At 71.4% G+C, this 26,319-nt stretch carries 19 protein-coding genes; 14 read left to right on the top strand and 5 right to left on the bottom strand.

Translation table 11 applies throughout. From position 1 onward, the window contains the following. Nucleotides 1–71 precede the first annotated feature (71 nt). A complete protein-coding gene (locus tag ABZ484_RS32510) occupies nucleotides 72–3,065 on the bottom strand; it encodes a beta-galactosidase (RefSeq protein WP_358869527.1) in 2,994 nt (997 codons plus the stop codon). A 364-nt stretch (nucleotides 3,066–3,429) separates the two neighbouring features. On the opposite strand from ABZ484_RS32510, the gene ABZ484_RS32505 reads away from it, so the two are divergent. The 10 genes from ABZ484_RS32505 to ABZ484_RS32460 all read left to right on the top strand — a co-directional run bounded on the left by ABZ484_RS32505 (nucleotide 3,430) and on the right by ABZ484_RS32460 (nucleotide 15,979). Continuing rightward, nucleotides 3,430–5,661, top strand: coding sequence for a family 43 glycosylhydrolase (locus tag ABZ484_RS32505; protein ID WP_358869526.1), 2,232 nt, complete (start codon nucleotides 3,430–3,432; stop codon nucleotides 5,659–5,661). Between the two features lie 190 nt (nucleotides 5,662–5,851). Then, nucleotides 5,852–6,772: an alpha/beta fold hydrolase gene (locus tag ABZ484_RS32500; protein WP_358869525.1), complete on the top strand. Its 921-nt coding sequence runs from the start codon at nucleotides 5,852–5,854 to the stop codon at nucleotides 6,770–6,772. Nucleotides 6,773–6,865: 93 nt separating this feature from the next. Continuing rightward, on the top strand, nucleotides 6,866–7,669 hold the full coding sequence (locus ABZ484_RS32495; RefSeq protein ID WP_358869524.1) for an IclR family transcriptional regulator: 804 nt from the start codon (nucleotides 6,866–6,868) through the stop codon (nucleotides 7,667–7,669). Nucleotides 7,670–7,853: 184 nt separating this feature from the next. Next, nucleotides 7,854–8,504 (top strand): ABC transporter permease, encoded by a 651-nt coding sequence (locus ABZ484_RS32490; protein WP_358869523.1) that lies wholly within the window; start codon nucleotides 7,854–7,856, stop codon nucleotides 8,502–8,504. Further along, nucleotides 8,494–9,498: an ABC transporter ATP-binding protein gene (locus tag ABZ484_RS32485; protein ID WP_358869522.1), complete on the top strand. Its 1,005-nt coding sequence runs from the start codon at nucleotides 8,494–8,496 to the stop codon at nucleotides 9,496–9,498. Before ABZ484_RS32490 ends, ABZ484_RS32485 begins: the two co-directional genes overlap by 11 nt. Continuing rightward, nucleotides 9,495–10,253, top strand: a complete 759-nt coding sequence (locus ABZ484_RS32480; RefSeq protein ID WP_358869521.1) for an ABC transporter permease — start codon at nucleotides 9,495–9,497, stop codon at nucleotides 10,251–10,253. The genes ABZ484_RS32485 and ABZ484_RS32480 overlap by 4 nt, the downstream gene beginning before the upstream one ends. Nucleotides 10,254–10,324: 71 nt before the next feature. Continuing rightward, on the top strand, nucleotides 10,325–11,275 hold the full coding sequence (locus ABZ484_RS32475) for a glycine betaine ABC transporter substrate-binding protein (protein WP_358869520.1): 951 nt from the start codon (nucleotides 10,325–10,327) through the stop codon (nucleotides 11,273–11,275). Nucleotides 11,276–11,304: 29 nt separating this feature from the next. After that, the gene (locus tag ABZ484_RS32470; protein ID WP_358869519.1) at nucleotides 11,305–12,126 is read left to right on the top strand and encodes a nitrilase-related carbon-nitrogen hydrolase; all 822 of its coding nucleotides are present in this window, start codon (nucleotides 11,305–11,307) and stop codon (nucleotides 12,124–12,126) included. After that, the gene (locus tag ABZ484_RS32465; RefSeq protein ID WP_358869518.1) at nucleotides 12,119–12,952 is read left to right on the top strand and encodes a DUF6282 family protein; all 834 of its coding nucleotides are present in this window, start codon (nucleotides 12,119–12,121) and stop codon (nucleotides 12,950–12,952) included. The genes ABZ484_RS32470 and ABZ484_RS32465 overlap by 8 nt, the downstream gene beginning before the upstream one ends. Nucleotides 12,953–13,120: 168 nt before the next feature. Next, on the top strand, nucleotides 13,121–15,979 hold the full coding sequence (locus ABZ484_RS32460; RefSeq protein WP_358869517.1) for an FAD-binding and (Fe-S)-binding domain-containing protein: 2,859 nt from the start codon (nucleotides 13,121–13,123) through the stop codon (nucleotides 15,977–15,979). 50 nt (nucleotides 15,980–16,029) lie between these two features. On the opposite strand, the gene ABZ484_RS32455 is transcribed toward ABZ484_RS32460, so the two are convergent. The 3 genes from ABZ484_RS32455 to ABZ484_RS32445 form a co-directional block, all read right to left on the bottom strand. Continuing rightward, a complete protein-coding gene (locus tag ABZ484_RS32455) occupies nucleotides 16,030–16,455 on the bottom strand; it encodes a pyridoxamine 5'-phosphate oxidase family protein (RefSeq protein ID WP_358869516.1) in 426 nt (141 codons plus the stop codon). Nucleotides 16,456–16,563: 108 nt separating this feature from the next. Further along, entirely contained in the window at nucleotides 16,564–17,460 is an 897-nt protein-coding gene (gene murQ, locus ABZ484_RS32450; protein ID WP_358869515.1) for an N-acetylmuramic acid 6-phosphate etherase, read from the bottom strand. Between the two features lie 49 nt (nucleotides 17,461–17,509). Then, nucleotides 17,510–18,457, bottom strand: coding sequence for a MurR/RpiR family transcriptional regulator (locus tag ABZ484_RS32445; RefSeq protein ID WP_358869514.1), 948 nt, complete (start codon nucleotides 18,455–18,457; stop codon nucleotides 17,510–17,512). A gap of 223 nt (nucleotides 18,458–18,680) precedes the next feature. Between ABZ484_RS32445 and ABZ484_RS32440 the strand changes: the two genes are divergently transcribed. The 4 genes from ABZ484_RS32440 (at nucleotide 18,681) to ABZ484_RS32425 (ending at nucleotide 25,426) form a co-directional block, all read left to right on the top strand. Beyond that, entirely contained in the window at nucleotides 18,681–19,682 is a 1,002-nt protein-coding gene (locus tag ABZ484_RS32440) for a BadF/BadG/BcrA/BcrD ATPase family protein (RefSeq protein ID WP_358869513.1), read from the top strand. An 8-nt stretch (nucleotides 19,683–19,690) separates the two neighbouring features. Continuing rightward, nucleotides 19,691–21,259, top strand: a complete 1,569-nt coding sequence (locus tag ABZ484_RS32435; RefSeq protein WP_358869512.1) for a sodium:solute symporter — start codon at nucleotides 19,691–19,693, stop codon at nucleotides 21,257–21,259. 110 nt (nucleotides 21,260–21,369) lie between these two features. Beyond that, the gene (locus tag ABZ484_RS32430; RefSeq protein WP_358869511.1) at nucleotides 21,370–22,545 is read left to right on the top strand and encodes an anhydro-N-acetylmuramic acid kinase; all 1,176 of its coding nucleotides are present in this window, start codon (nucleotides 21,370–21,372) and stop codon (nucleotides 22,543–22,545) included. A 25-nt stretch (nucleotides 22,546–22,570) separates the two neighbouring features. After that, nucleotides 22,571–25,426, top strand: a complete 2,856-nt coding sequence (locus tag ABZ484_RS32425; protein WP_358869510.1) for an FAD-binding and (Fe-S)-binding domain-containing protein — start codon at nucleotides 22,571–22,573, stop codon at nucleotides 25,424–25,426. Between the two features lie 54 nt (nucleotides 25,427–25,480). Here the strand turns inward: ABZ484_RS32425 and ABZ484_RS32420 are convergent, their stop codons facing one another. Continuing rightward, nucleotides 25,481–26,176 carry an MOSC domain-containing protein gene (locus tag ABZ484_RS32420; protein ID WP_358869509.1) on the bottom strand — a complete coding sequence of 232 codons (696 nt, stop codon included), beginning with the start codon at nucleotides 26,174–26,176 and terminating at the stop codon, nucleotides 25,481–25,483. Nucleotides 26,177–26,319 lie beyond the last annotated feature (143 nt).

Below are 26,319 nucleotides of genomic sequence, written 5' to 3'. Positions count from 1 at the left end.
ACCTCCGTGCGGTGCGTTCCTAGACAGCTCCACCACACCGGAGGTCTTCGCCATGATCAAGCCCGACGGCGTTAACAACGCTCGTGATCAATACACCTAGTGCCTGGTGCGTAGCCGGGTGAGGTGACCTTCTCCACGGGCACGCCACCGGCCGCAAGCCCGAGCACGGTGAGCGTGGGCAGGGGCGGGCCCGCGGGCGCGGTGCCGTCGGAGAGGACCGCGAGGGCCAGTGTGTTGCGGCCGCGGGGATCGAGGATGCCGTTCGGCAGGACGAAGGTGTGCTGGGGGCCGACGTCGTTGACGTACTGGCCGAGGTTCCAGCCGTTGAGGAATATCTGCATCCTGTAGGGCCGGGACGGATCGTCGGTGAAGGCGAGACCCAGCGAGGCGTCGGTTCCGTGGTCGACGGACAGCTGGAGGTCGGTGCGGTACCAGGCCACGCCCTGCCGGGTGTCGGTGTGCGGCAGGGTCACCGGGGCCCATCGCCGGTCGGGGAAGCCGGGCAGGTGCCAGCCCTGGCGTTCGCCGTACAGGCCGCCGGTGTTGAGCGGTCCGCGGACCGGGTCGGGCGCGGCGGCCCCTTGGATGCGCCAGGTCAGCGGAGCGCCGTCCAGGGTGGCCGCGGTCAGGCCGCGGGCGGACCTGAAGGCGTCGTTGGCGCCGCCGTCCTCCTCGTGCGCCATGCGCCGGACCAGTACCGCCACGGTGTGCGGGCCGTCGCCGCGCAGGTCGGCGGGGACGGTGAAGGTCGCCGTGCCGGACCAGGTGCTCCAGGTCGACTGGTCCTTGGTGGGCGTGGGCAGCCGGTGGGTGCCGAGCGGCCGTCCGTCCCACCAGGCCATCAGCAGGCCGAGCGTGCCGGTCTGATAGGTCAGGGCCAGGCTCTGCGCGCTGCTCGCGTCCGCCACCCGGGCGCGGTACCAGACGTCGCCGTAGTGGAAGCCGTAGTCGTCGGCGAAGAGCACGGCGGGCTGTCCGGCGGGCACCTTCGTGGTGCTGTGTGTGGTGGTCAGGTCGCAGATCCGCCAGTCCCCGTCGTCGAACGCCGGGTCGGACTCGGGGTTCTCGAGGGCGTGGCGCCATCCCGTGAGCGCGGGCAGGGCCACGTCGGCCGGGCCGGCCAGCCGGCCGCGGGACGCCAGGCTGCCGGAGCCGGTGGCCGTGACCGGTGTCCGGCGGCCGTTCCACAGGACGGTCCGGATCCGCTGCGGCGACCAGATCTCCAGGTCGCTCGGGGCGGTGGTGTCGCCGGTGAGGTGGACGGTCGAGCCGTCCAGACGGGCCTCGCGTACCAGGGCCGGGCCGCTGACGAGCAGGGCGCCGTCCTCGGTGGTGCGGGGCCAGAGCCCGGCCGCCGCCGTGTCGTCGGCCAGCAGCAGGGTCAACGGCACCTCCTGGTCACCGCCCTCGACGCGGACACGGGTGAGCCCGTCGAGGACCGCGTTGATCCGCAGGGTGCCGGCATCCGGGTCGTGGACGGCCTCGGCGTCGCCGCCCGCCGTCGTCACCGTGGGCCGGCCGCCGCTCTTCATGACGATCTCGACCGGATCCCCGGGGCGGCCGGTGAGGACGGCGAGGTCCTGCACCGGGCCGGTGGCCCGCCACATCGGCTGGGCGGTGGTGTAGAGCAGCGCCCGGCGCCCCAGCGAGAGGTTGGTGGCGAGCACCTTCATGTCCTTGGCGGCCACCTTGAGGCCTCCGCCGTCGGCCGGCACGGTCACGGTGCCCGCGACGGTGGTCACCGGCAGGGTGCACAGGGCGTCGCCGGAGGTGTCGTTGCGCAGGAAGTACAGGTGCGAGCCGCGCTCGGGGTCGGCCAGGTGGTAGACACGCACCGACGTGCTGCTCGCGGTGACGTCCTCGGCCCGGTCGAGCCGGGCCAGGTCGGGGAAGGTCTCGAGCATGGAGCCGATCTGCTTCATCGGCGGGATCTTCGAGGTGAGGTTGCGGGCCTCGTCGATGGCGGCGCCGTAGTCGTAGGAGGTGTAGACGACGGGCGCGGGCAGCCAGCCCCAGGAGGTGCCGCCGAAGGTCATGTAGACGTTGTGGACCTTGATGCCGTTGGCCAGGTTCGTGAGGTAGAAGCGGCGCTCGTACGCCGCGTTCCGCTCGGCCCGGGAGCCCTCGTAGCCCCGGCCGGCGAACACGGCGCCGCCCCAGCAGTCGAACCAGCCGCCCGCGAACTCGGCGAGGAAACCGGGGGTGTCGGGGCTCGCGGTGGAGCCGCCCTTGGCGCCGCCGGGACCGAAGTAGCCCCAGTCGGGCGGGTTGCCGCTCGCGGAGGGGTAGCCGTCGAAGGCGTACAGGTAACGGCCGCTCTCGTCACCGGTGGAGAAGGATCCGGGGACCCAGTAGCCGTTGCGGCCCTTGTCGTTGTGGAACAGCGGCACCTCGATGCCGTCGGCACGCACCTTGGCGTACAGGTGAGCCATGTAGTCCCGGCCGGCCGCGCTGGTCACGTACGAGGCGTACTCGTTCTCCAGCTGGTAGAGCACGACGGTGCCGTGACCCCTGGTGTACTGGCGAGGGGCGATCACCTCGTCGACGGCGGTGAGCCATTCGTCGGCGTACTTCAGGTAGTCGGGGTCGCTGGTGCGGGCGTGGCCCGCAGCGGCGGTCAGCCAGCCGGGGAAACCTCCGGCGTCGGTCTCGCCGTTGATGTACGGGCCCGGCCGGGCGATGACGTACAGGCCGGTCTCGGCGGCCATGTCGAGGAAGCGGCCGAGGTCGCGGACGCCGGTGAAGTCGTAGTGGCCGGGTGCCGGCGAGTGGTAGTTCCAGGAGGCGTACACGGAGACGGCGTTGTAGCCGCTCGCGCGCATCTTCTGGAGCACGTCCCGCCACAGCGAGGGGCTGGGCAGGCGGAAGGGGTGCACCTCGCCCGACCACAGCGGCACGCGTTCACCGTCGACGAGGAGTGAGTACCGGTCGAAGGTGACGGTGCGCCGCGTGGTCCGCGCGCCCGAGCCCGCCTGGGGGACGGCGGCGCGAGCGGCGGTCGGCAGGGCCGCGGTCAGGGCCGCCGCCCCGGTCAGAGTGGTGAAGGCGCGACGGGACAGTTCCACAGGCGGTTCTCCTCGGTGACTGCGATGAGCGTGGTGCCTGACCGCATGCCGGGCCGGACGGTGCCGGTGCCCTGGGCGGTCTTGGCTGTTCGTCATGTCGAACGGTGTTCCGGATGTCGCGATGCCGCCGGAACACTAGTGAGTGCGTGACCCGCCGTCAATCTCCGGGAAGCGCTTGCTTCGAGAGGTGGCGCGCGCGTCTCGTACGGAGTGGAAAGGGCTTACACGAGCATTGACGCGCCTGGGGCACACCTCTAGCGTCTGACCGGTTGACCGAACTCCGTTCGAGATATCGATCAAACCTGAAAGGCCGCACAAGCCGCACCACCTGACAGAACTCGATGACCTCTCCACGGGAAGTGGCATGCGCCCACGCACTCTCCTCGCACCGCTCGCGCCTCTCCTCGCGTTCCTCCTCGCCCTGTCGGCCGCCCCGCCGAGTGCCGCCCGCCCGGGAGCGCCACCCGTGAGCCGAGCGACGGCGCACTCCCCGTACGCCGGCTATCTCTTCGCCTACTTCACCGGCGAGGGCACCGCCGACGGCGAGCAGATCCGCTACGCCCTCAGCCGGGGCAACGATCCACTGCACTGGCGCGAGCTGAACCAGGGCAAGCCCGTGCTGACCTCCACCATCGGTGAAAAGGGCCTGCGCGATCCGTTCGTCATCCGCTCACCCGAGGGCGACAGGTTCTATCTGATCGCCACCGACCTGCGCATGTACAAGAGCAGCAGCGGCAGCTGGGACCACGTCCAGCGGCACGGCAGCAAGTCGATCATGATCTGGGAGTCCGCCGACCTGGTCCACTGGACCGACCAGCGCCTGGTGAAGGTGGCCCCCGACAACGCGGGCAACACCTGGGCGCCGGAGGCCTACTGGGACGACTCCCTCGGGGAGTACGTCGTCTTCTGGGCGTCCAAGCTGTACGCCGACGACGACCCGGACCACACCGGCGACACCTACAACCGGATGATGTACGCCACCACCAAGGACTTCCGCACCTTCAGCGCCCCCAAGGTGTGGGACGACCCCGGCTACTCGGTCATCGACTCCACGGTCGTCAAGTACAAGGACACGTACTACCGCTACACCAAGGACGAGCGGAACCCGTCCTCCGACTCCCCGTGTTCGAAGTTCATCACGGCCGAGAAGTCGAAGACGCTGACCGCCACCGACTACGACTTCGTCGCCGACTGCGTCGGCAGCGGCGCGATCAGCCGGGGCGAGGGCCCGACGGTCTTCAAGTCGAACACCGCCGAGAAGTGGTACATGTTCATCGACGAGTACGGCGGCCGCGGCTACGTCCCGTTCGAGACCACGGACCTCGACTCGGGCAGGTGGACGCCGTCGACGGACTACCAGCTCCCCGCCAGCCCGCGGCACGGCACGGTGCTCCCGGTGACCCAGGCCGAGTACGACCGTCTGCTGGCCGCCTACCCGGCCACGTCCACCTCCGTGGTGGACGCCACCGCCAAGGGGCAGAAGGCGTACGCGGTCGTCACGGAGGCCTCGGCCAAGGTGGTCCTGCCCATGGAGCCGAACGCCGACCTGCGTCACCTCGCCCCGTCCCTCGCGGTCGGCGCGGGCGCCACGGTGAACCCGCCCTCCGGAACCCGGCGTGACTTCCGCAGGCCGCGGACGTACACCGTGACCGCGGCCGACGGCACGAGCCGCACCTGGACGGTCGAGGCGGTACCGACGCGCAGCCCGGTCCTGCCGGGTCTGAACGCCGACCCGGACATCGCCTACCTGGACGGCCGGTACTGGATCTATCCGACGAGCGACGGCTACGCCGGCTGGAGCGGCACGAGCTTCAAGGCGTACTCCTCGCGAGACCTGGTCCACTGGCAGGACCACGGCGTCGTCCTGGACCTCGGCCCGGATGTGAGCTGGGCGGACAAGAACGCCTGGGCGCCGGCGATCGCCGAGAAGAACGGCAAGTTCTACTTCTACTTCTGCGCCGAGCAACAGATCGGCGTGGCGGTCGCCGACTCGCCCGCCGGCCCCTTCAAGGAGGCACTGGGCAAACCCCTGGTCGCCAAGGGCGGGAGCCTGAGCGGCCAGATGATCGACCCGGCCGTCTTCACCGACGACGACGGGCAGTCCTACCTCTACTGGGGCAACGGGCACGCCTACGTCGTCCCGCTCAACGCGGACATGACGTCGTACGACCCGGCCGAGATCAAGGACATCACCACGGAGAACTTCCGCGAGGGTTCCTTCGTCGTCAAGCGCAAGGGCACGTACTACTTCATGTGGTCCGAGGACGACACCCGCAGCGAGAACTACCACGTCGCCTACGCGACCGGGCCGACTCCGCTGGGACCGTGGACCAAGCGGGGCACGATCCTGTCCAAGCGCCCCGACCACGGAATCCTCGGCACCGGCCACCACTCGGTGGTGAACGTCCCCGGCACCGACGACTGGTACATCGCCTACCACCGGTTCGCCCTGAACGGCCCCGGCAGGCCGGGCGGGGACGGCACCCATCGCGAGACGACGATCGACCGTATGCGCTTCGCCGCGGACGGCACGATCGAGCCGGTGGTGCCGACCCTGCGGTCGGTCGAGCCGGTCCGGGCCGCGCGACCCGACTGATGGAGCACGCCGGGCCGGACGGCGCCACGTCCGACCCGGCACGCCCCGCCGCTGCCGGAAGGACGTGACTCCCTCAAGTCCCGGCGGCAGCACGGCCGGGCGATGCAGAAAACGCACTGCTCCATTGCGCTCACTGCATCGTGCGCCGAAGGTGAACCCGTCGGACGCACCAAGCGCAAGGAGCACTGCGGTGATCGAGAAGGAAACGACTTTCTACAGCGAGGGCTGCCGCCTCAAGGCCACCGTCTACTACCCCGACGACCTGTCGGACGAAGGACAGCACCCGGCCCTGGTGATCAACTCCGGCTACCAGGGGTTCAACGAGTTCTACCCGAAGATGTTCGCCGAGCGGATGACCGAGCGCGGGTTCGTGTGCCTGGGCTTCGACTACCGGGGCATGGCGGACAGCGAGGGCGAGAAGGGCCGGGTCCTGATCGAGGAACAGGCCCAGGACGTCCGCAACGCAGTGACGTTCATCCGCGCACAGGAGGACATCGACCCCCGCCGGGTCGGCCTCGTCGGCTGGGGCATGGGGGCCGCGAACGTCGTCCTCGCCGGCGAGAAGGGCGGGGACGTCGCCGGTGTGGCCGCCCTGAACGGCTTCTACGACGGGGAGCGCTGGCTCAAGTCCATCCACACCTACGACGAGTATCTGAAGATCGTCGACGAGGTGGAGGAGGACCGGGTGCGCCGAGTCCTCCAGGGCGAGTCCAAGCTCGCGGACACGTTCGTCCACTATCCACTGGACCCCGCGACCGATGACTACGTCCAGAAGGAGCTGGCGCAGGTCTACGGCTTCGGGCACCCGACGCGGCTCCAGTTCACCGAGTCCATCATGGATCTGAAGGTAGAGAGCGTGGTGGCGAACCTCTCGCCCACACCGCTGTTCATCGCGCACGGCGAGCGGAACACGCTGCACCCCTACGACGAGGCTCTGTCCCTGTACGCGTCCGCCGCTTCCCCCAAGACCCTCTACACGGTCCACGGGCGGCACAACGACTTCATGTACAGCGACCACCCGGAGTTCCTGCTCCTGTGCGACCGCCTGAAGGAGTTCTTCGACGAGGCCTTCGGTGCCGGCGCCGCACCCGCCCGGAGTGTCTCGGCCTGACCGGGACCGCGGCCGTGGGAGCCCCGCCGTCAGGTGATGCAGAATATGCAACCAGGCGTTGCGTGTTTCACAACCTGTTTCTAAAGTGCCGGGATGGTTCTGGAGCAGAAGCGTGGTCCCGCGGCGCAGAGCGGCGCTTCGCGGGTGATGGCGATACTGGACGCACTCACCTCGGCTGATCCTCTCGCGTTCCCGGACGGCCTGAGTGTGGCGGACGTGGCCAGGGCACTGGGCCGGGAGAAGTCCGTGGTGTCCCGGCAGCTGAGGAGCCTGCTCGAAGCAGGTCTGGTCGCCAGGCGCCCTTCGGGCCGGTACGAACTGAGCTGGCGGCTCTTCGCGCTGGCGGTACGTGCCGGAGACCAGCGGCTGACCAAACTCGCGGCCCCGTTGCTGCTCAGGCTGTCCGAGACCGTACGGGAGCGCAGCTACCTGACGGTTCTCAGCGACGGCGAGGTGCTCACCGTTCACTCGGAGAGCTCCCGGCGCTCGATCGAGGCCGTGAACTGGGTGGGCCGGACGGTGCCCGTGAACAGGAGCTCCAGCGGCATGGCCCTGCTGCTGGACCACGACGACGAGCACATCCTCGCGATGGTCCAGCGCGAGGAGGACGGGGTCTCACCTCGTGAGGCCCGTGCGTTCCTCGCCCGGGTGCAGGAGGCGCGTAAACGGGGATACACCGTGGCGAATCGGATCTTCGATCCCGAACTGCTGGGTATCGGGGTGCCGGTGCGGGGCTTCTCCGGCCGGATCGACGCCGCGGTCAACATCTCCGGTCCGGCCTTCCGGATCGAGCCGCACATCAAGGCATTCGCCGGGCACCTGCTCTCGACCGTGCAGGCCCTTCAGGCCTCCCTCTGCTCCGACGTGCGCTCCGGCGCCGACCCGGGCGATCCCTGATCGGCCGCCGGCACCCACCGGTACCCATCCCTTCGAGGACGACCACCGACACCCATCGAACAGAGCCCAGGACGGCAACCATGGAACATCCAGCCCAACCTGTCACCGAGTCCGGCGCCCCCGGCCCGCGCCGGCCCCTTCTCGGCACGGCCCCGAGCCGTCGCGGCGGAGGGCCGGCCTGCCGATGAAACTCGTCGACTACATGAGGGACAACGCCGACCTGCTGTGGTTCCTGACGGAGCAGCACATCGAACTCGTGCTGGTCAGCGTCGGGATCTCCGCCGTCATCGGGATCGGACTCGCCCTCCTCACCCAGTCCACCCCAAACCTGCGCCACGCACTGCTGTCCCTGACGGGAACCTTGCTGACCATCCCGTCCTTCGCCTTGTTCGCCCTCATGATCCCTCTCCTGGGGCTCGGCGTCGCACCGACGATCGTGGCTCTGGCCTTCTATGGCGTCTTCCCGATCCTGCGCAACACGGTCACCGGCATAGAGGGGGTCGATCCGGCCGTCGTCGAGGCCGCGCGCGGCCTCGGCATGAGCGCGGGACGCCGGATGCGCACCGTCGTGCTTCCGCTGGCCTGGCCCGTCATCCTCAACGGGATCCGGACCGCGACGATCATGCTGGTCGCCACGGCAGCCATCGGAGCCGTCGTGCACGGCCCCGGCCTGGGCCAGGAGATCTTCCGGGGTCTCGAGCGCATCGGGGGAGCGAACGCCCTGGAGGAAGCACTCTCGGGAGTGATCGGAGTGATACTCGTCGCTCTGGTCCTCGACCTGTTGTTCATCGCGATTGCCAAGATCACTGCTCTGCGAGGACTGAATGTCAGATAGGCCCGCCCCGAGCCCGGACGCCATGATCTTCCTGGACGGCGTCTCCAAACAGTATCCAGGCCAGCCGAAGGCAGCCGTCTCGGACCTGTCGATGGAGATCGGGCGAGGAGAGTTCGTCGTCCTGGTCGGCCCGTCCGGATGCGGCAAGACCACCACCTTGCGGATGATCAACCGCCTGGTCGAGCCGACCCGGGGACGGATCTTCATCGACGGCAAGGACGTCACCCACGCCGACGTGGACAGTCTGCGACGCGGCATCGGCTACGTCATCCAGCAGATCGGCCTGCTGCCCCACCTGACCATCGCGGACAACGTCGCCCTCGTCCCCAAGATGCTGGGGACGAAGAAGTCGGAACGCCACCGGCGGGCGGAGGAACTGCTGGAGTTGGTCGGACTCGATCCGGCCGTCTACGCCGGCCGCTACCCCAAGCAACTTTCCGGCGGTCAGCAGCAGCGGGTCGGGGTGGCTCGGGCCCTCGCCGCGGACCCACCGGTGATGCTGATGGACGAACCGTTCGGCGCCGTCGACCCCGTCGTGCGGGAGAAGCTCCAGACGGAGTTCCTCCAGCTCCAAAAGCGCATCCGCAAGACGATCGTGATGGTCACCCATGACATCGACGAAGCGCTGCGGCTGGGTGACCGCATCGCCGTCTTCGGCCCCGGATCCCGCCTGGCCCAGTTCGACACGCCCTTGGCGATCCTGAGCGATCCGGCCGACGACTTCGTCCGCGACTTCGTCGGATCCGGTGCCCCGGTGCGCAGGCTGTCCCTCCTCAAGGTCTCGGACGTCATCGCGTCTTCTCCTGCGGGCACGCCTGCCATGGCGAACGTCGTTCCGGTCGACGCCGCCGAGACCGTCCACAAGGCTCTCGAACTCGTCCTGGCCTCCGGAGCGGAGGGCATCGAGGTCGGCGTGGCCGGCGGCAGCAGCCGCTGCCTCGACCTCCAGACCCTGCTCACCGCCGCCGCACAGCCGACGAAGGTGCTCTCATGAGCAGCGCGGCAGTCGAGGAAGTTCCGGCACCCGGCACACGCCGTTCAACCGCCTGGGTGCTGCCCCTGGTCGTGCTCGTCCTGCTGGGCGCCGTCTGGGCCTACGTCCACTCCCTCCACATGGACTCCATCGAGGCCCGCAGCCTGGCACCCGACGTCGTCCTGACCGCGCTCTGGGAGCATGTTCAGCTCGTCGTCGCGTCGACGTTCCTGACCATCGCCATCGGTGTCCCCCTGGGAGTACTCCTGACCAGGCCCCGCATCAAGAGGGCCGGGGCGATCGTGCTCGCGGCGGCCAACGCCAGCCAGGCGGTGCCGTCCATCGGAGTGCTGGTGGTGCTGGCCATGATCTTCGGCGTCGGCTTCTGGATGGCGGTGGTCGCCCTGGTCCTGTACGCCCTCCTTCCCGTGCTGCGCAACACCATGGTCGGCATCCGCCAGGTCGACCCCGCACTGATCGACGCGGGGCGCGGCATGGGGATGAGCGCCACCGAGGTGCTCCGCACCATCGAACTGCCCCTGGCGGTACCGGTGATGCTGGCAGGCATCCGCGTGGCGCTGATCCTGAACGTCGGCGTGGCCACGCTGGCCGCGTTCACCAACGCCGGGGGCCTCGGCTCCGTCATCTCCTCCGGCATCGCCCTCGACCGGATGCCGGTGCTCATCGTCGGCAGCGCCCTCACGATGGCCCTGGCCCTGACCGTCGACTGGCTGGCCGGCCTCGCCGAGCGCGTGCTGCGCCCGCGCGGCATCTGAGACCGCGGCACCTGAGACCGCGCTCGCTCCCGAGGACCAACCCCCGTCCCTCACCGTAGGAGGTGTTTCGCATGCGCAAGGTCATGCCCGCGGCCGTAGCCCTGCTCTGCGCCGCGCTGAGCAGCGGCTGCGCCCTCACCGCCAGCCCCCCGGGCCAAGGCGGCGGCCCCGCCGAGGACGGCCCCCTCAAAGGGGTCACCCTGAATGTCGCTTCCAAGAACTTCACCGAGCAACTGCTGTTGTGCGAGATCACCGCCCAGCGGCTCGAGTCACAGGGCGCGACGGTCAAGCGCACGTGCGGCATGAGCGGAACCAACGCCGTCCGCGCCGCGCTGACCAGCGGCGCGGTGGACATGTACTGGGAGTACACCGGCTCCGGATGGCTGGCCCTGCAGCAGAAGGAGAGCGTCACCGACCCACAGGCCCTGTACCGCAAGCTCAGCGCCATGGACAAGGCCAGGAACGATGTGGTGTGGCTGCCGCCCGCGGCGGCGAACAACACCTATGCCGTCGCGGCGAAGACGGAAACCGCGAAGAAGCTCCACGTCTCCACCCTCTCCGACTACGCCCGGCTCGCCACGGCACATCCGGGGAGCGCCGGCTTCTGCGGCGCCTCGGAGTTCTTCGGCCGCGACGACGGCTGGCCCGGCCTCCAGAAGACCTACGGTTTCCGGCTCCCCAAGGGCAAGGTGGCAGAGCTGGCGGAGGGTCCGATCTACAACGCCGTCGCCAAGGGCAACCCCTGCGAATTCGGTGAGGTCTTCGCCACCGACGGCAGGATCTCCGCCCTCGGGCTGACTCTCCTGAAGGACGACAAGAGGTACTTCCCGCCCTACAACCTCTCCCTCAACGTGCGAGGCAGCGTCCTGCACAAGAACCCGCGGATATCGACGGCCATGGCCCCGGTGAACAAGCTGCTCACCACCTCCCAGCTCCAGAAGCTCAACGCACGGATCGACGTCGACGGCGAGACCCCCGAGGAGGTCGCAGGCCAGTGGCTCAGCGACAACAAGCTGAAGTGACGAGCGGACAGCAGGCCCGGACACTTCGTGTGGGCCTCCTCCAGACCGCGCCCGTCTTCGGTGCGGTGGAGGACAACCTCGCCCACATCGCCGACCTGCGCGGCGGCCTCGGCCCGGTCGACCTCGCCCTCACCCCGGAACTGTCCGTCAACGGCTACGGATTCACCCCCCACAGCGACGCGGACCTGTTCACGAGCGACGACCCCCGGCTCGCCGGACTCACCTCGCAAGGGGTGGCGGTGGGCTTCGCCGAGAGGAGCGCCGCCGGCCTGCCCTGGAACAGTTACCTCCTGTCCCATCCCGCGACAGGGACCCGGCACCTTCAGCGCAAGCTCCATCCCGTCTCGTACGCGCCGTGGAACGAGCATCTGACGTTCCGGCCCGGCACCGAACTGCCGACCGCCGACATCGGCACCGCCACCGTCGCCACCGCCATCTGCAACGACATGTGGCATCCCGCCATCCCCTGGCTGGCCGCCCACAGCGGAGCCGAGATCCTCGTCGTTCCCGTGGCCAGCATGGAGGGAGCCGACCCCACGAGAATCCGCCGCACCTGGGAGGTGATCCTGGAACACGCGGCCGTGCTGTTGCAGTGCTACGTCATCTTCGTCAACCGGTGCGGCTCGGACCAGGGAAACCGGTTCTGGGGCGGCTCACGTGTTCTGGGCCCCGACGGCAGCGTCCTCGCTCGCCTCGGTGACGGGCCGGGGGCCGCCGAGGCCGAGCTCGACATGACGGCCCTGCGCCGACTGCGCGACGACGTCCCGCTGCTCGCGGAAGCCCGGACCGACCTCGTGGCCGGTGCGCTCGGGGCCGGCGACATCCTGGAACGGGAGCAGACGCGTGTTTGACGTCCATGTCCATGCCGCCCCCGACGTGCTGGAGCGGATCGGCTACGACGACCAGATCGCCGAGAGCTACGCCGCGGCGGGCTACAGCGGTTTCGTCCTCAAGGCCCACCACGAATCCACCGTGGGCCGGGCCAGCGCCCTCAGCCGGTCATCGGGGCTGGAGGTCGTCGGGGGAGTCGCCCTCAACCGTGCCGTGGGCGGAATCAACCCGGCGGCCGTCCTCTCGGCTCTGTCCACGGGCGGTCGGGTCGTGTGGTTTCCCACGGCGGACGCCCATACCCAGGAGAGCGCCCACCTGCCGCGGCTGGGAGACCTGGACGAGCGACTGGACCGCTCCGTGCTGGCCGTCCCCCCGGTCCTGCCCCCGGACGAGAAAGCCGTGAAGAACATCGGCCTCGTCCTGGACCTGATCGCCGAGCACGACGCCGTGCTGTGCACGGGGCATCTCAGCGGCGCCGAGTGCAGATGGCTGCTGGACCAGGCCTTTGACCGAGGCATCGGCAGATTCCTGCTCACGCACCCCTCCTACACCGTCCCCGACATGGCGGTGCCGGAGATCGCCGAACTCGCCGACAGGGGCGCCCACGTCGAGATCACCGCCTACCAACTCCTCCACCAGCCGGGGATGACGGCCTCCAGGCTGGCCGCCGTCGCGCGGGCAGCGGGGCCACGACTGGTCCTCGCCTCCGACGCGGGACAGCCCGACAGCCCGCAGCCCCCCATGGCCCTGAACCAGCTCATCGACACCCTCGCGGGCCAGGGACTGGACCCTGGACTGCTGCGGGACGCCGCCGGCGACACGCCAAGGAGGCTCGTTCTCCCCTGAGGCGACGACCGGCGACGGCCGATCCCGAAGAAGCCGATGCGCCCCGGGTTCCGGCCGCGAGCTCGCGCGGCCACGACTCCGCCGCGAACGGGTCACCGCCGACACCAGCACATCGAGGCGCAGGAACAGACCGAGGCGCAGGAACAGCAGGAGAGAACGGCAGGAGAAATGGCCGCAACCGCGACAGACGCAACAGACAGTCCCCAGACCGACGTCGAGGCGTTCCTCGACGACCTCCGCGCGCGCCTCGGCGGCCTTGTCGACGACTCGTCCCTGACCACGGCGCTCTATTCGACCGACGCCTCCAACTACCGGGTCGTCCCGCTGGCGGTGCTCACGCCCCGAGGGCAGGAGGACGTGGTCGCGGCCGTCCGGATCGCCCGCGCGCACGGCGTTCCGGTCACCGTCAGGGGAGGAGGCACCTCCTGCGCCGGCAACGCCGTGGGCCCCGGCCTCGTCATCGACTTCTCCCGCTTCATGCACCGCGTCCTCTCGATCGACCCCGAGACCTCCACGGCCGTGGTGGAGCCCGGGGTCGTCCTGAGCGCGCTCCAGGACGCGGCCCTGCCCTTCGGACTGAGGTTCGGCCCCGATCCGTCCACCGCCACCCGCTGCACCATCGGCGGAATGATCGGCAACAACGCCTGCGGCCCGCACGGCCTCTCCTACGGACGCACCGCCGACAACGTGATCTCCATGACCTGGCTGACCGGCCGCGGCGAGGTCGTCACCGCCGGCTCGGGAGCCGGCGCACTCACCGCGGTTCCCGGTCTGGACGCCTTCGTCTCGGAGAACCTGGCCGTGCTGCGCACCGAGTTCGGACGCTTCGGACGCCAGATCTCCGGCTACTCCCTCGAGCACCTGCTCCCGGAGAACGGACGGAACCTCGCAGCCGCCCTGACCGGCACCGAAGGAAGCTGCGGGATCGTCCTGGAGGCCACCGTCCGGCTCGTCCCCCGGGCGTCGGCGCCGGCCCTCGCCGTCCTCGGCTACAGCGACATGGCCGCAGCCGCGGACGACGTGCCACGCCTGCTCCCCTTCGAGCCACTCGCGCTGGAAGGCCTGGACGCACAGCTCGTCGACGTCGTCCGCCGGGCGCACGGCGGCGCCGGCGTCCCGGCGCTGCCCGCGGGCGGGGGATGGCTGATGGCCGAAGTCGGCGGCGCGACCTCACAGGAGGCGGTCGAGGCGGCCCACAAGCTCGTCGCCGCCTCCACCTCGACCGACGCCGTGGTCCTGCCCACAGGCCCCGAGGCCACCAGGCTCTGGCAGATCCGCGCCGACGGCGCCGGACTCGCCGGACGCACCGCCGACGACAAGCAGGCCTGGCCGGGCTGGGAGGACTCCGCCGTTCCCCCGGAGAGACTCGGTGACTATCTGCGGGGGCTCGAGGCCCTCATGGCCGAGGAGGGGGTGTCCGGACTGGCCTACGGCCACTTCGGCGACGGGTGCGTGCACGTCCGCATCGACTTCCCGCTCGAGAGCGGGGGCGGGCTCATGCGCGGGTTCCTCCAGCGCGCCGCGGCCCTGGCCGCCGAGCACGGCGGTTCCCTGTCCGGTGAGCACGGGGACGGGCGGGCCCGCTCCGAGCTGCTGCCCGCCATGTACAGCCCGGAAGCCCTGCGCGCGATGGAGGCGTTCAAGGCCCTCCTGGATCCCGAGGACCTGATGAACCCCGGAGTCGTCGTCCGGCCGGCGCCGCTGGACGCGGACCTGCGTCGTCCCCAGGCGCTTGAGCTCCGTGCCGGCGACGGCTTCGCCTTCGCGCACGACGGCGGGAACATCACCGAGTCCGTCCACCGATGCGTCGGGGTCGGCAAGTGCCGGGCCGATCTGCGCGGACAGGGCGGCTTCATGTGCCCCTCGTACACCGCCACACGGGACGAGAAGGACTCCACCCGAGGCCGCGCGCGGACGCTGCAGGAGATGCTCAACGGCGGCGTCGTCACGCGGGGCTGGAGCTCTCCGGAGGTGCACGAGGCCCTCGACCTGTGCCTGAGCTGCAAGGCCTGCGCGAGCGACTGCCCCACCGGCATCGACATGGCCATGTTCAAGTCGGAGGCGCTCCACCAGACCTACAAGGGTCGCTTGCGCCCGCTCAGCCACTACACGCTCGGCCGGCTTCCGCAGTGGCTCAGGCTCGCCGCGCCCCTGGCCCCGATCGTCAACCTCGCCGGCCGTGTCCCGGTGCTGCGCAAGGCCATGATGGCGATGATGGGCGCGGACACCCGCCGGTCGCTGCCGCCGCTGCCCAGGACGCCGTTCCGCCGGCGGAGGCCGCCGAGGACCGGCGGAGCCGACCCGGGCGCGCCCAAGGTGCTGCTCTGGGTCGACTCCTTCTCGGACGCCATGGACCCGGACATCCCACGGGACGCCCTCGACGTCCTCTTCGCCGCCGGGTGCGACGTCGAGATCGCCGGTCCCGGGGCCTGCTGCGGACTGACCCTCGTCTCCACGGGCCAGCTCACCGCCGCCAGAGCCACCCTCCGCAAGACGGTCGACCTCCTGCTTCCCCATGTCAGGGACGGAAGGACCGTCGTCGGCCTCGAGCCGAGCTGCACCGCCACGCTCCGCTCGGACCTGCTCGAGCTCCTGCCCGACGACCCCCGTGCCGCGGAGCTGTCCCGGTCGGTCAGGACGGTCGCCGAGTTCCTCACCTCCATCGACTGGACACCGCCCCGGGCGGCCCGGAAGCTCCTGGTCCAGCCGCACTGCCACCACCACTCCGTCATGGGGTACGGCGCGGATCAGGCGCTCCTGGAGGCGATGGGCTGCGATGTCGAGATCTCCGCGGGATGCTGCGGCCTCGCCGGGAACTTCGGCATGGAGAAGGGCCACTACGAGCTGTCCGAGAAGATCGCGCGGGACGGCATCCTCGCCCGGGCAGCCGCCGGACCGGACCGTCAGGTCCTCGCGGACGGCTTCTCCTGCCGTACCCAGGTGCGCGATCTCGCCGGACTGGACAGCCGCCACCTCGTGCAGATCATCGCCGAGGCGCTGCGGCAAGGAGCGAACGCGGCACGGTGATCCGCGCGTCATGACACGGTGATCCGCACGTCATGAAGAGGCGGCGTCCGTCATACCGAGCCCAGGTCGGACGACACCCAGTGTTCGGGCCGCATGTGGACGACGACCTGTTCGCCGTGGTTCTTCCACGCGAAGTCCACGTAGGCGTCGACCTTCTCGGCGGGGAGATAGCGGGACGAGATCTCCCGCAGGCGCTCGACGGTCGCGGGTGTCGTGTCGATGACGGGGCCCTCGACGGAGACGTACCGGATCGTGGGCTCGAGCCGGTCGACCATCAGGGAGAACCGGCCCGCGCCCTGGATCAGCCGGTTCTTCCGGGAGTCCAGCCCCGTCATGATCCATACGGTGCCGTCCCGCTCGTACTGGTACCAGATCGGCACGGTCAGGGGGCCTCTGCCCGTCCCGGCATCGACCGCCAACGCGGCGACATGTGGTTCGGCAAGGAATGTCTCGCGCTCTTCGCGGCTCAGGGGCATGCCGATTCCTCCCGTGTTCACAGCGGACGTACGTCTTCGTCATCCGTGCCCCGTCCCGGCGCCTTCCGCACCGGACCTCGGCTGCGAACACCCCTCGGACGGACCTGCTCAGGGGCGGCCGACGGCCGTCCGGGTGTCACCGTGGGCCGCCTCCAGGCGCCGGGTGGCCTCGGCGGCCGTGCAGTGGGCGAGGAGCATGACGACGGCGGTCTTGGCATGGCCGCCGGCCGCCCGCAGGGCCTCGGCGGCGGTCTCGGGGTCGGCGCCGGTGGCCTGCACGACCATGCGGCGGGCCCGGTCGACGAGCTTGTCGTTGCTGGCCCGGACGTCGACCATGAGGTTGCCGTAGACCTTGCCGACACGCACCATCGAGGCGGTGGAGAGCATGTTGCAGACCATCTTCTCGGCGGTGCCGCCCTTGAGGCGCGTCGATCCGGTGAGGACCTCGGGGCCGGTGGGGACCTCGATCGGGATGTCGGCGTAACGGCTGATCAGCGCATCGCGGTTGCAGGCGACCGACACGGTCGCGGCGCCCTTGGCGGCGGCGTGCTTCAGGCCGCCGACGACGTACGGCGTGCGGCCGCTGGCGGCGAGCCCGACGACCGTGTCCCGGTCGTCGACGCCGATCTCGTCGAGGTCCACGACCGCCCGCTCGGGCTCGTCCTCCGCGCCCTCGACCGCCGTGACGAAGGCGCTCGGGCCGCCGGAGAGCAGGCCCACGACCTGCTCGGGGGAGGTGCCGAAGGTCGGCGGGCACTCGACGGCGTCCAGCAGGCCGATGCGTCCGCTGGTGCCGGCCCCGAGGTAGATCAGCCGTCCGCCCCGCCGCAGCGACTCGGTGATCGCCTCGACGGCGGCACCGATCTGCGGCAGGGCGGCGCGTACCGCGAGGGCGACGGTCTGGTCCTCGGCGTTCATGACCGAGAGCAGTTCGGAGACCGGCATGCGGTCGAGTTCGGCGGTCCGTTCGTTACGGGTTTCGGTGCCGAGTGTGCTGAGGTCCACGGAGCGGTCGTCCTTTCGGGGTGGTGCTCAGGGTGTCGCCGGTCGGCGGTCAGTCGGCGGCCGGGGCGCGGCGCTGCGCCTGCGGGCGCCTGCGCCGGTACACGGCCCGGTACGTCTTCTCCAGCGCCGCGGTCGTGGCGTCGAAGGAGCGCTGGGCGACGCCGACGAACAGGCAGTCGACGACGGCGAGCTGGGCGATACGGCTGACGGTCGCGCCGGAGCGGAAGGGAGTCTCCCGGGCGCAGGTCGTCAGCACGAGGTCCGCGCTCTCCGCGAGGCTGGAGCGCGGCACGTTGGTGAGGGCGATGGTGGTGGCGCCGCGCTCGGCGGCGGCCTGGAGGGGTTCGACGGTGTCCTCGGTCTCCCCGGAGTGGGAGATGGCCAGGGCGACGTCACCCGGCCCGAGGAGAGCGGTGGCGGTGAGGGCGGCGTGCCGGTCGGTCCAGACGAACGCCATGTGGCCGATGCGGTGCAGCTTCTGGTGCAGGTCCTGACCGACGAACGCGCTGGCGCCGACGCCGAAGATGTCGATCCGCCGGGCCGCCGCCAGGGCGTCGACCGCGCCCCGCAGCACCTCGACGTCCAGCTCCTCCCCGGAGTCCTCCAGGGCGCGCACCTCGTTGTAGATGATCTTGCTGACGATCTCGCTGAGCGTGTCCGTGGCGCTGATGTCGGTGCTCGGCGCGGGGCGTTCCCCGCCGAGGGCGCTCTCGCGGGCCGCGGCCGCGGCCAGGGTGAGGCGCAGCTGCGGGTAGTTGCCGATCCCTATGGTCCGGCAGAAGCGCATCACGGTGGCCACGGAGGTGGCGGCGCGCTCGGCGAGCGCGCTGATGGACAGTTCCGACGCCTGTGCCGGATCGGCCAGGACGGCCTCGGCCACCCGGCGTTCCGAAGGGGGCAGGGACGGCAGTGCCGCGTGGATGCGCGCCAGGGTCGCGGCGGGGGAGGCGTCGTGCGCCGGCTGGGCTGGTGCGCGGGGTGGTTCCTGGCGGGCCATGGGAGGTTCCCTTCACAGTGGCTGGCGACACGTTAACCATGCGCCGGACGTCGCGTCAAAAAGTTACGTATCGAATTGACTGAAGTTACTTATTGACATCCGGATGTTGGCCTTCCGATACTCGCTGAACCGCGTCCGTGCCGGTCACCGGCCCCCGGCGCCCGCCGGCGGCCCGTGACCGCGTCGGACGCGGCGGATCCCCGAAGACACGAAGGCGTGGCGCATGACAGCAGCAGTGGCGGTGGACCTGGGCAAGACCGGCTGCCGTGCCGTCCTGTGGCACGACGGCACCGGTCCCGCCCGGGACGTCCACGAGGTGCCCGGAGCCCCCGGGCTCGCCGCCGACAACGGAGTGGCGACCGCCCGGACCGCCGTGCGCGCCGCCGTCCTGCCCCTCCTGGAAGGGCGGACACAGCCCCGGCTCGCGGCGCTCTGCGTGGGCGCGGCGGGGGCGGCCACCGCACCGGAGGCGGCCCGCGAACTGGCCGGCCTGCTCCTGCACGACCTGCCCGCGGACGAGGTGGCCGTCACCAGCGACGCCGTCACCGCCCACGCGGGCGCCCTCGGCGGCAGCACCGGTGTCGTGCTCGCGATCGGCACCGGCTCGGTCGCCGTCGGTATCGGCGACCACGGCTCCTACGCCCGCGTCGACGGCTGGGGCCCCTGGCTCGGCGACGAGGGCAGCGGCGCCTGGATCGGCGCCGCCGGACTGCGGGCCGCGCTCCGCGCCCACGACGGACGCGGACCGGACACGGCGCTGCTGGCCGCCGCCGCGGAGCGCTTCGGCGATCCCGACCGGCTGCCCTCGGCCGTCGGCCGCGACGGCAATCCGGCCCGCACCGCGGCCTCCTTCGCCCCCGACGTGGCCCGCGCGGCCGCCGCGGGTGACGCCGCCGCATCCGCGATCATCCAGGACGCCGCCACCGCACTCGGTGAGGCGGTGCTCGCCGCCGCCCGCCGCATCGGCGGCGACGCCCTCCCCGTCACCGTCACGGGCGGGCTCACCGGCCTCGGCGAACCGCTCCTCGGCCCGCTGCGCTCGGCCCTCGCCGCCTCCCCGCGCCCCCTGCACCTGCGGCCCCCGCTCGGGGACCCGCTGGACGGCGCACGCCTGCTGGCGCTGAACACGTCGGCACCGCACGAACCACACGTCGTCCGCCTGCGCCGGACGACGCCCCCGCCCCCTGTCCCCACCCGGCCGGCGACCCCGCCGGCCATTGCTTAGGAGTGAGCGTGCGCCAACTCGACCTCGTGGTGGTCGTCGTCTATCTGGTGGCGATCGCCTGGATCGGACTGCGCCTGGCCGGCCGCCAGAAGACGTCGAAGGACTACTTCGTCGGCGAAGGACACATGCCGTGGTGGACCGTGTCGTTCTCCGTGGTGGCCACCGAGACCAGTGTGCTCACCGTGATCAGCGTCCCCGGCGGCGCCTACAGCGGACAGGGCTTCGGCAACGTCGAACTCGCGCTGGGCTACGTCATCGGCCGTGTGGTGGTGGCCACCGTGCTGATCCCGCTCTACAAGCGCGGCGGCTTCGTCAGCGCCTACCAGTACCTGGGCAGCAGATTCGGGCTGAAACTCCAAGGGCTCGCCTCGGTGACCTTCGTCTTCACCCGGCTCCTGGCCGAGGGCGTCCGGCTGTTCGCCTCCGCGATCCCGATCAAGCTGCTGCTCGACGAGTTCGGCGTGCACGCCGGCTACCGGGTCATCATCATCGTGCTCACCCTGATCACCGTCGTCTACACCTACCTCGGCGGCATCAAGGCGGTCATCTGGACCGACGCCATCCAGATGGGCCTCTACCTGGGCGGCGCGATCCTCGCCATCGCCGTGCTCTCCGGCCACGTCGGCGGTGACGGATTCTCGAGCGCCCTGCACACGGGCCACTTCAAGCTCTTCGACACGAACTTCGACCTCGCGCACGTCCTCACCAGCCCGTTCGCCCTGCCGACCGCGATCATCGGCGGCGCCATCTTCGCGATGGCCAGCCACGGCTCCGACCAGCTGATCGTCCAGCGCGTCCTGGCCACCCGCTCGCTGCGCGACGGCCAGAAGGCCATGATCGCCTCGGGTGTCTTCGTCACCCTCCAGTTCGCCGCCTTCTCCCTCGTCGGCGCCCTGCTGTGGTCGTACAACCAGGGCAAGGGCTTCCAGGAACTGGGCCTGACCAGCTCCGACAACCTCTACCCGAACTTCATCCTGCACGGGCTGCCCGTGGTGATCTCCGGCCTGCTCGTCGCGGGCATCCTCGGCGCCGCGATGGGCTCGCTGTCCTCGGCGCTGAACTCCATGTCGAACTCGACGGTCGCCGACATCATCCACAGCTTCTTCCGCGGCACGCCCTCCGAGGAGTTCCTGCTCAAGCTCGCCCGGGTGATGACGCTGGTGTGGGCGGTGCTGATGGCGATCTTCGCCTGCGCCTTCAGCACCAGCACCGGCAACGTCTACCTCACCGGCCTGACCATCGCCGGCTACACCTACGGCGCGCTGCTCGGCGCGTTCCTGCTCGGCCGGCTCGTCCGCCGGGCCAACGAGATCGACTCCATCGTGGCGTTCCTGGTGACGGTCGGCGTCATGACGTACATCGTGCGCGACGTGAAGATCGACGTGACCGTGGCCGGCGCCACCGTGCCGACGGCGATCGCCGCCCAGTGGCTGGTGCCGCTCGGCGTGCTGATCACCCTGGTCGTCGGCGGCGTGATGAGCCTGTTCCACCGCGCCCCCGAGACCGCCGAGCTCCCTGCCGCCGACGACGAGCCGGGCCTGGGCCCCGACCGGGTCGTGGCCGCCGGCCAGGAGTGACCACCCGCCGCGGGGCCGTCGCGACGGCGGCCCCGCGCCGACACCTGGAGGAAGACAACCGTGCCGCAACCGACCCCGCCGGCGTGGCGGAACGTACACCGGGAGACGCCGTGCGTGTGATCGGCCTGATGTCGGGCACCTCCTACGACGCCATCGAGGCCGCCGCCGCGGACCTCGCCCTGGACGGCGACGCCCTGCTGCTGCGTCCCCTCGGCCACCTGTCCGTCCCCTACCCGGACGAGGTGCGGGACCTCATCGCCGCCACCCTGCCACCGGCCGCCACGACCACCCAGGCCGTGTGCGCCCTGGACACCGGCATCGGCCAGGCCTTCGCCGGCACCGCCGAACGCGCCCTGCGCGAGCTGTGCGACGGCACCGCCGACCTCGTGGTCTCCCACGGCCAGACCATGCACCACTGGGTCGAGGACGGCACCGTGCGCGGCACGCTCCAGCTCGGCCAGCCCGCCTGGATCGCCGAGGCCACCGGCCTCCCGGTCGTCTCCGACCTGCGCAGCAGGGACGTGGCCGCGGGCGGGCAGGGTGCCCCGCTGGTCGGCATGACCGACACCCTGCTGCTGCGCGCGCTCCCCGGCACACCCGCGGCCCTCAACCTCGGCGGCATCGCCAACGTCACCGTCCTCGTACCCGGAGCCGAGCCACTGGCCTTCGACACCGGCCCGGCCAACGCCCTGCTGGATGCGGCCGTACGGCACTTCACCGACGGCGCCGCCGCCTATGACGAGGACGGACGGCGGGCCGCCGCCGGCCACACCCACCCCGAACTGCTCCGCGTCCTGCTGGACGACCCCTACTACCGCAGACCCGCCCCGAAGAGCACCGGCAAGGAACACTTCCACCTGCCCTACCTGCACAGGGCGCTGGACGCACTGCCCACGCCCGCCCCCGCAGCGGACGACGTGCTCGCCACGCTGACCCGGCTGACCGCCGTCACCGTCGCCGACGCCTGCCGCGCCCACGGGGTCACCGAGCTGGTCGCCTCCGGCGGCGGCACCCGCAACCCCGTGCTGATGCGCATGATCGCCGAGGAACTGCCCGGCGTGCCGCTGCGCCCCAGCGACGACCTGGGCCTGCCCTCCGACGCCAAGGAGGCCCTCGCCTTCGCGATCCTGGGCTTCCTCACCGCCCACGGCCTGCCCGGCACACTGACGTCGGGCACCGGGGCGCGCCGGGCCACGGTGCTGGGCAGCATCACCCCGGGCCGGGCGCCGCTGCGTCTGCCCGAGCCCGCCGCACAGCCGCCGCGCCTGCTGCGGATCGCCCCCTGACCTCCCACTCCAGCACCGAGGACCCATGAGCCGCACCGCCGCCACACCGCCCGCCCCGGCCGACGGTCTCGCCGAACTCCTGGCCGGGTGCGTCAGTGACCCGGCCAGGGTGAGCACCGAGCTGCCCCGCCGCATCGCGGCCGCCCACGACGCGTCGCCGTACCTGTTCACGCCCCGGGCCGTCGTGCGCGCCGCGTCCGCGGCCGAGGTCGGTGCCCTGATGGCCGGGGCACGCGCGGCCGGACTGCCGCTGACCCTGCGCTCGGGCGGCACCAGCCTGGCCGGGCAGGCGGGCGGCGACGGCATCCTCGTGGACGTCCGCAGCCACTGGCGCACCGCCGAGATCCTCGACGAGGGCCGCCGCATCCGGCTGCAACCAGGACTGACGGTACGGCAGGCCAACGCGCGCCTCGCCCGGTACGGCCGCCGGCTCGGCCCCGACCCGGCCAGCGAGTCCGCCTGCACCATCGGCGGCCTGGTGGCCAACAACTCCAGCGGCATGAACTGCGGCACCCAGGACAACGCCTACCGGACCATGGAGTCCCTGCAGTTCGTGCTGCCCTCCGGCACCGTGGTCGACACCGCGGCCCCCGACGCCGACCAGGCGCTGCGTGCCCGCGAGCCCGAACTGCACGCGGGACTGCTGCGGTTGCGCGAGCGCGTCCGCACCTCGGCCGCCTCACGCGCCACCATCGAGCGGCTGTTCTCCATGAAGAACACCATGGGGTACGGCCTGAACTCGTTCCTGGACCACTCCGAGCCGGCCGACATCCTCGCCCACCTCATGATCGGCAGCGAGGGCACCCTGGGCTTCGTGGGCGAAGCCGTCTTCCGTACGGTCCCCCTCCTGCCGCACACCGCCACCGGCCTGCTGGTGCTGCCCGGACTCGCCGACGCCACCGACGCGCTGCCCGCACTGCTGGCCGCGGGCGCCCGCACCGCCGAACTCCTGGACGCCGCGTCGCTGCGCGTGGCCCAGCAGTCGCCGGACCCCGTGGACGAACTGCGCGGCCTGCGCGTCGAACGGCACGCCGCCCTGCTGGTCGAGTTCGCCGAGGACAGCGCCGAACTGCTCGAGGAGACGGTGGCCACCGCGCAGCCGGTCCTGGACCGCCTGCCCGCCGTCACCGGCACGGCACTCGTCCGCGACCCGCGCGTCCGGGCCCGGCTCTGGCACCTGCGCAAGGGCCTGTACACCGCGGTCGCGGGCGCGCGCCGTCCCGGCACCACCGCGCTCCTGGAGGACATCGCGGTGCCGATGGAACGCCTGACCGGCACCTGCGAGGGCCTGATCGGGCTCTTCGACCGGCACGGCTACCAGGACGCGGTGATCTTCGGCCACGCCCGCGACGGCAACCTGCACTTCATGCTCACCCAGGACTTCGACTCCACCCAGGAGACCGAACGCTACGCCCGGTTCACCGACGCCATGGTCGACCTGGTCCTGGACGCCGGCGGCACGCTCAAGGCCGAGCACGGCACCGGCCGTGCCATGGCCCCCTTCGTCCGCCGCCAGTACGGCGGCGAACTGCACGACATCATGCGCGAGCTGAAGCGCCTGTGCGACCCGCACGGCGTCCTGAGCCCCGGTGTGCTCCTGGAGGACGACCCGGCCGCGCACCTGCGCAGCCTCAAGAGCGTCCCGAAGGTCGACCCCGCCGTGGACGCGTGCGTGGAGTGCGGCTACTGCGAGCCCGTCTGCCCCAGCGCGGACGTCACCACCACACCCCGTCAGCGCATCGCCCTCCAGCGCGAGATCGCGCTGGCCACCGCCGCCGGAGACGACGAACGCCGCCGCGCCCTGGAGGCCGACTACACGTACGCGGCCGTCGACAGCTGCGCGGCCGACAGCCTCTGCGTCACCGCCTGCCCGGTCACCATCGACACCGGCGCGGTGATGAAGCGCCTGCGCGCCGAACGCCACGGCGCCACCGCGCAGCGCGCCGGGAACGCCGCGGCCCGGCACTGGGGCACGGCGGTCAAGGGCGTGCGCGCCGCGCTGGACACCGCCCACGTCCTGCCCGCTCCCGCGCTGCGTGCCGCCACCGGAGCGGTCCGGCGGCTCGGGGCGGGGGAGCTCGTGCCCGCCTGGAGCGACGACATCCCGCGCGGCGGTCCGCCCCGCCCCGCGCCCCGGCGGCCCGCGACGGCGCGCGCGGTGTTCTTCGCCGCCTGCATCGGCAGTGTCTTCGCCCCCGAGACGGCCGCGGCGGAAACGGGGGGCGCGGCGGCCGCCTTCCTCCGGCTGTGCGAACGGGCAGGCGTTCCCGTCACCGTGCCCAGCGGGCTGGCGGGCCTGTGCTGCGGCACGCCCTGGCAGTCCAAGGGGTACACCGCCGGGCACCGCACCATGGCCGCCCGCACGCTCGGGGCGCTGTGGGAGGCGAGCGACCACGGCCGGCTGCCCGTGGTCTGCGACGCCTCCTCGTGCACCCACGGCCTGGAACAACTGCTCGACGCGGTACCGGAACCGGACCGCACCCGCTTCGCCTCCCTGCGCTTCACCGACAGCGTCGTCTTCACCGCCGAGCACCTGCTGCCCGCCCTGCCCGAACCCCGCCGCCTGGCGAGCCTCGCCCTGCACCCCACCTGCTCCACCGTGCACCTGGGCATCGACGGCTCCCTGCGCGCCGTGGCCGCGGCCGTGAGCGACACGGTCACCGTTCCCGAGAACTGGGGCTGCTGCGCGTTCGCCGGGGACCGCGGTCTGCTCCACCCGGAGATCACCGCGGCGGCCACGGCGGCCCAGGCGGCCGAGATCACCGCGGGCACCTACGACGCGTACGCCTCCTGCAACCGCACCTGCGAGATGGGCATGACCCGCGCCACCGGACGCCCCTACCGGCACGTTCTGGAACTCCTCGACGAGGCCACCGCCTGAGAAGGACCCGGCGTGGGCCTGCCGCGCGGGCCCACAGGGCAGCCGGACCGGCCCTCAGAGCCAGCGGGCCGTGTCCCCGACACGGACCCGGCCCGGTGTCTCGACCGCCGCGTACACGCCGAGGGTGTTGCCCAGCTCGCGGGCGACCCAGCGCAGCACGGAGCGGTCGTGCGGGACGGTCGGAGTCTCCTTGGTGATCATCACACAGCGGTCGCATCCCTCGGTGAAGCGCAACCGCAGTGAGCCGACGGCCATCCGGCGGCCGATCCAGTCGTGTTCGGGGTACCCGCTCGCGTGGTCGCCGTCCACCTCGCCCGGGGCGTCGTCGAGCACCAGGTTGGGCCGGAACCGGCTGGCGTCCAGCGCACTGTCCGGCAGCGCCGCTGCCAGGCTGCGCAGCGCCGTCGTCGTCATCACATGGAGCGCGGTGTGCGGCGGGTGCGGCGGCCGGTGCCCGGCCAGCGTGACCTCGGCCTGGACCGCGGCACTGAGCCGGTCGGCGGCGTCCGGTGCGTCGGAGCGGAACCGCCGGCCGTCCGGCAGGATCAGCTCGGCCAGGCCCGGCCCGACGGCGACCGCCCGCAGCCGCATGAGCGCCGGGACCGCACCGGCCCAGGTGACCTCGTCCCGCTCGTCGTGGACGGCGACACCCCGGTCCCCCTCGATGCCCAGCGCACCGACCGCGGCGGCCGTCAGCGGCTCACCGCCCACCGACTTCACCGGGTACCGCCATATCTGATCGACCCGCATCCATCGCCCCTTCGTCTCCCGGTGGTCCGGCAACCGCAGCCGACGGCCGCCGCGGGCACGTACGACGATCACCGTATCCTCGCCCGCACCAGTGATCAGATGACGCCGCGGATCGCCGTCTCGAAGCCCTCCACGTGGCCGGC

The sequence above is a fragment of the Streptomyces sp. NPDC006393 genome (genome assembly GCF_040628575.1).
Taxonomy (GTDB): Bacteria; Actinomycetota; Actinomycetes; order Streptomycetales; family Streptomycetaceae; genus Streptomyces.
This window is presented reverse-complemented; position numbering and strand designations above follow the sequence as displayed.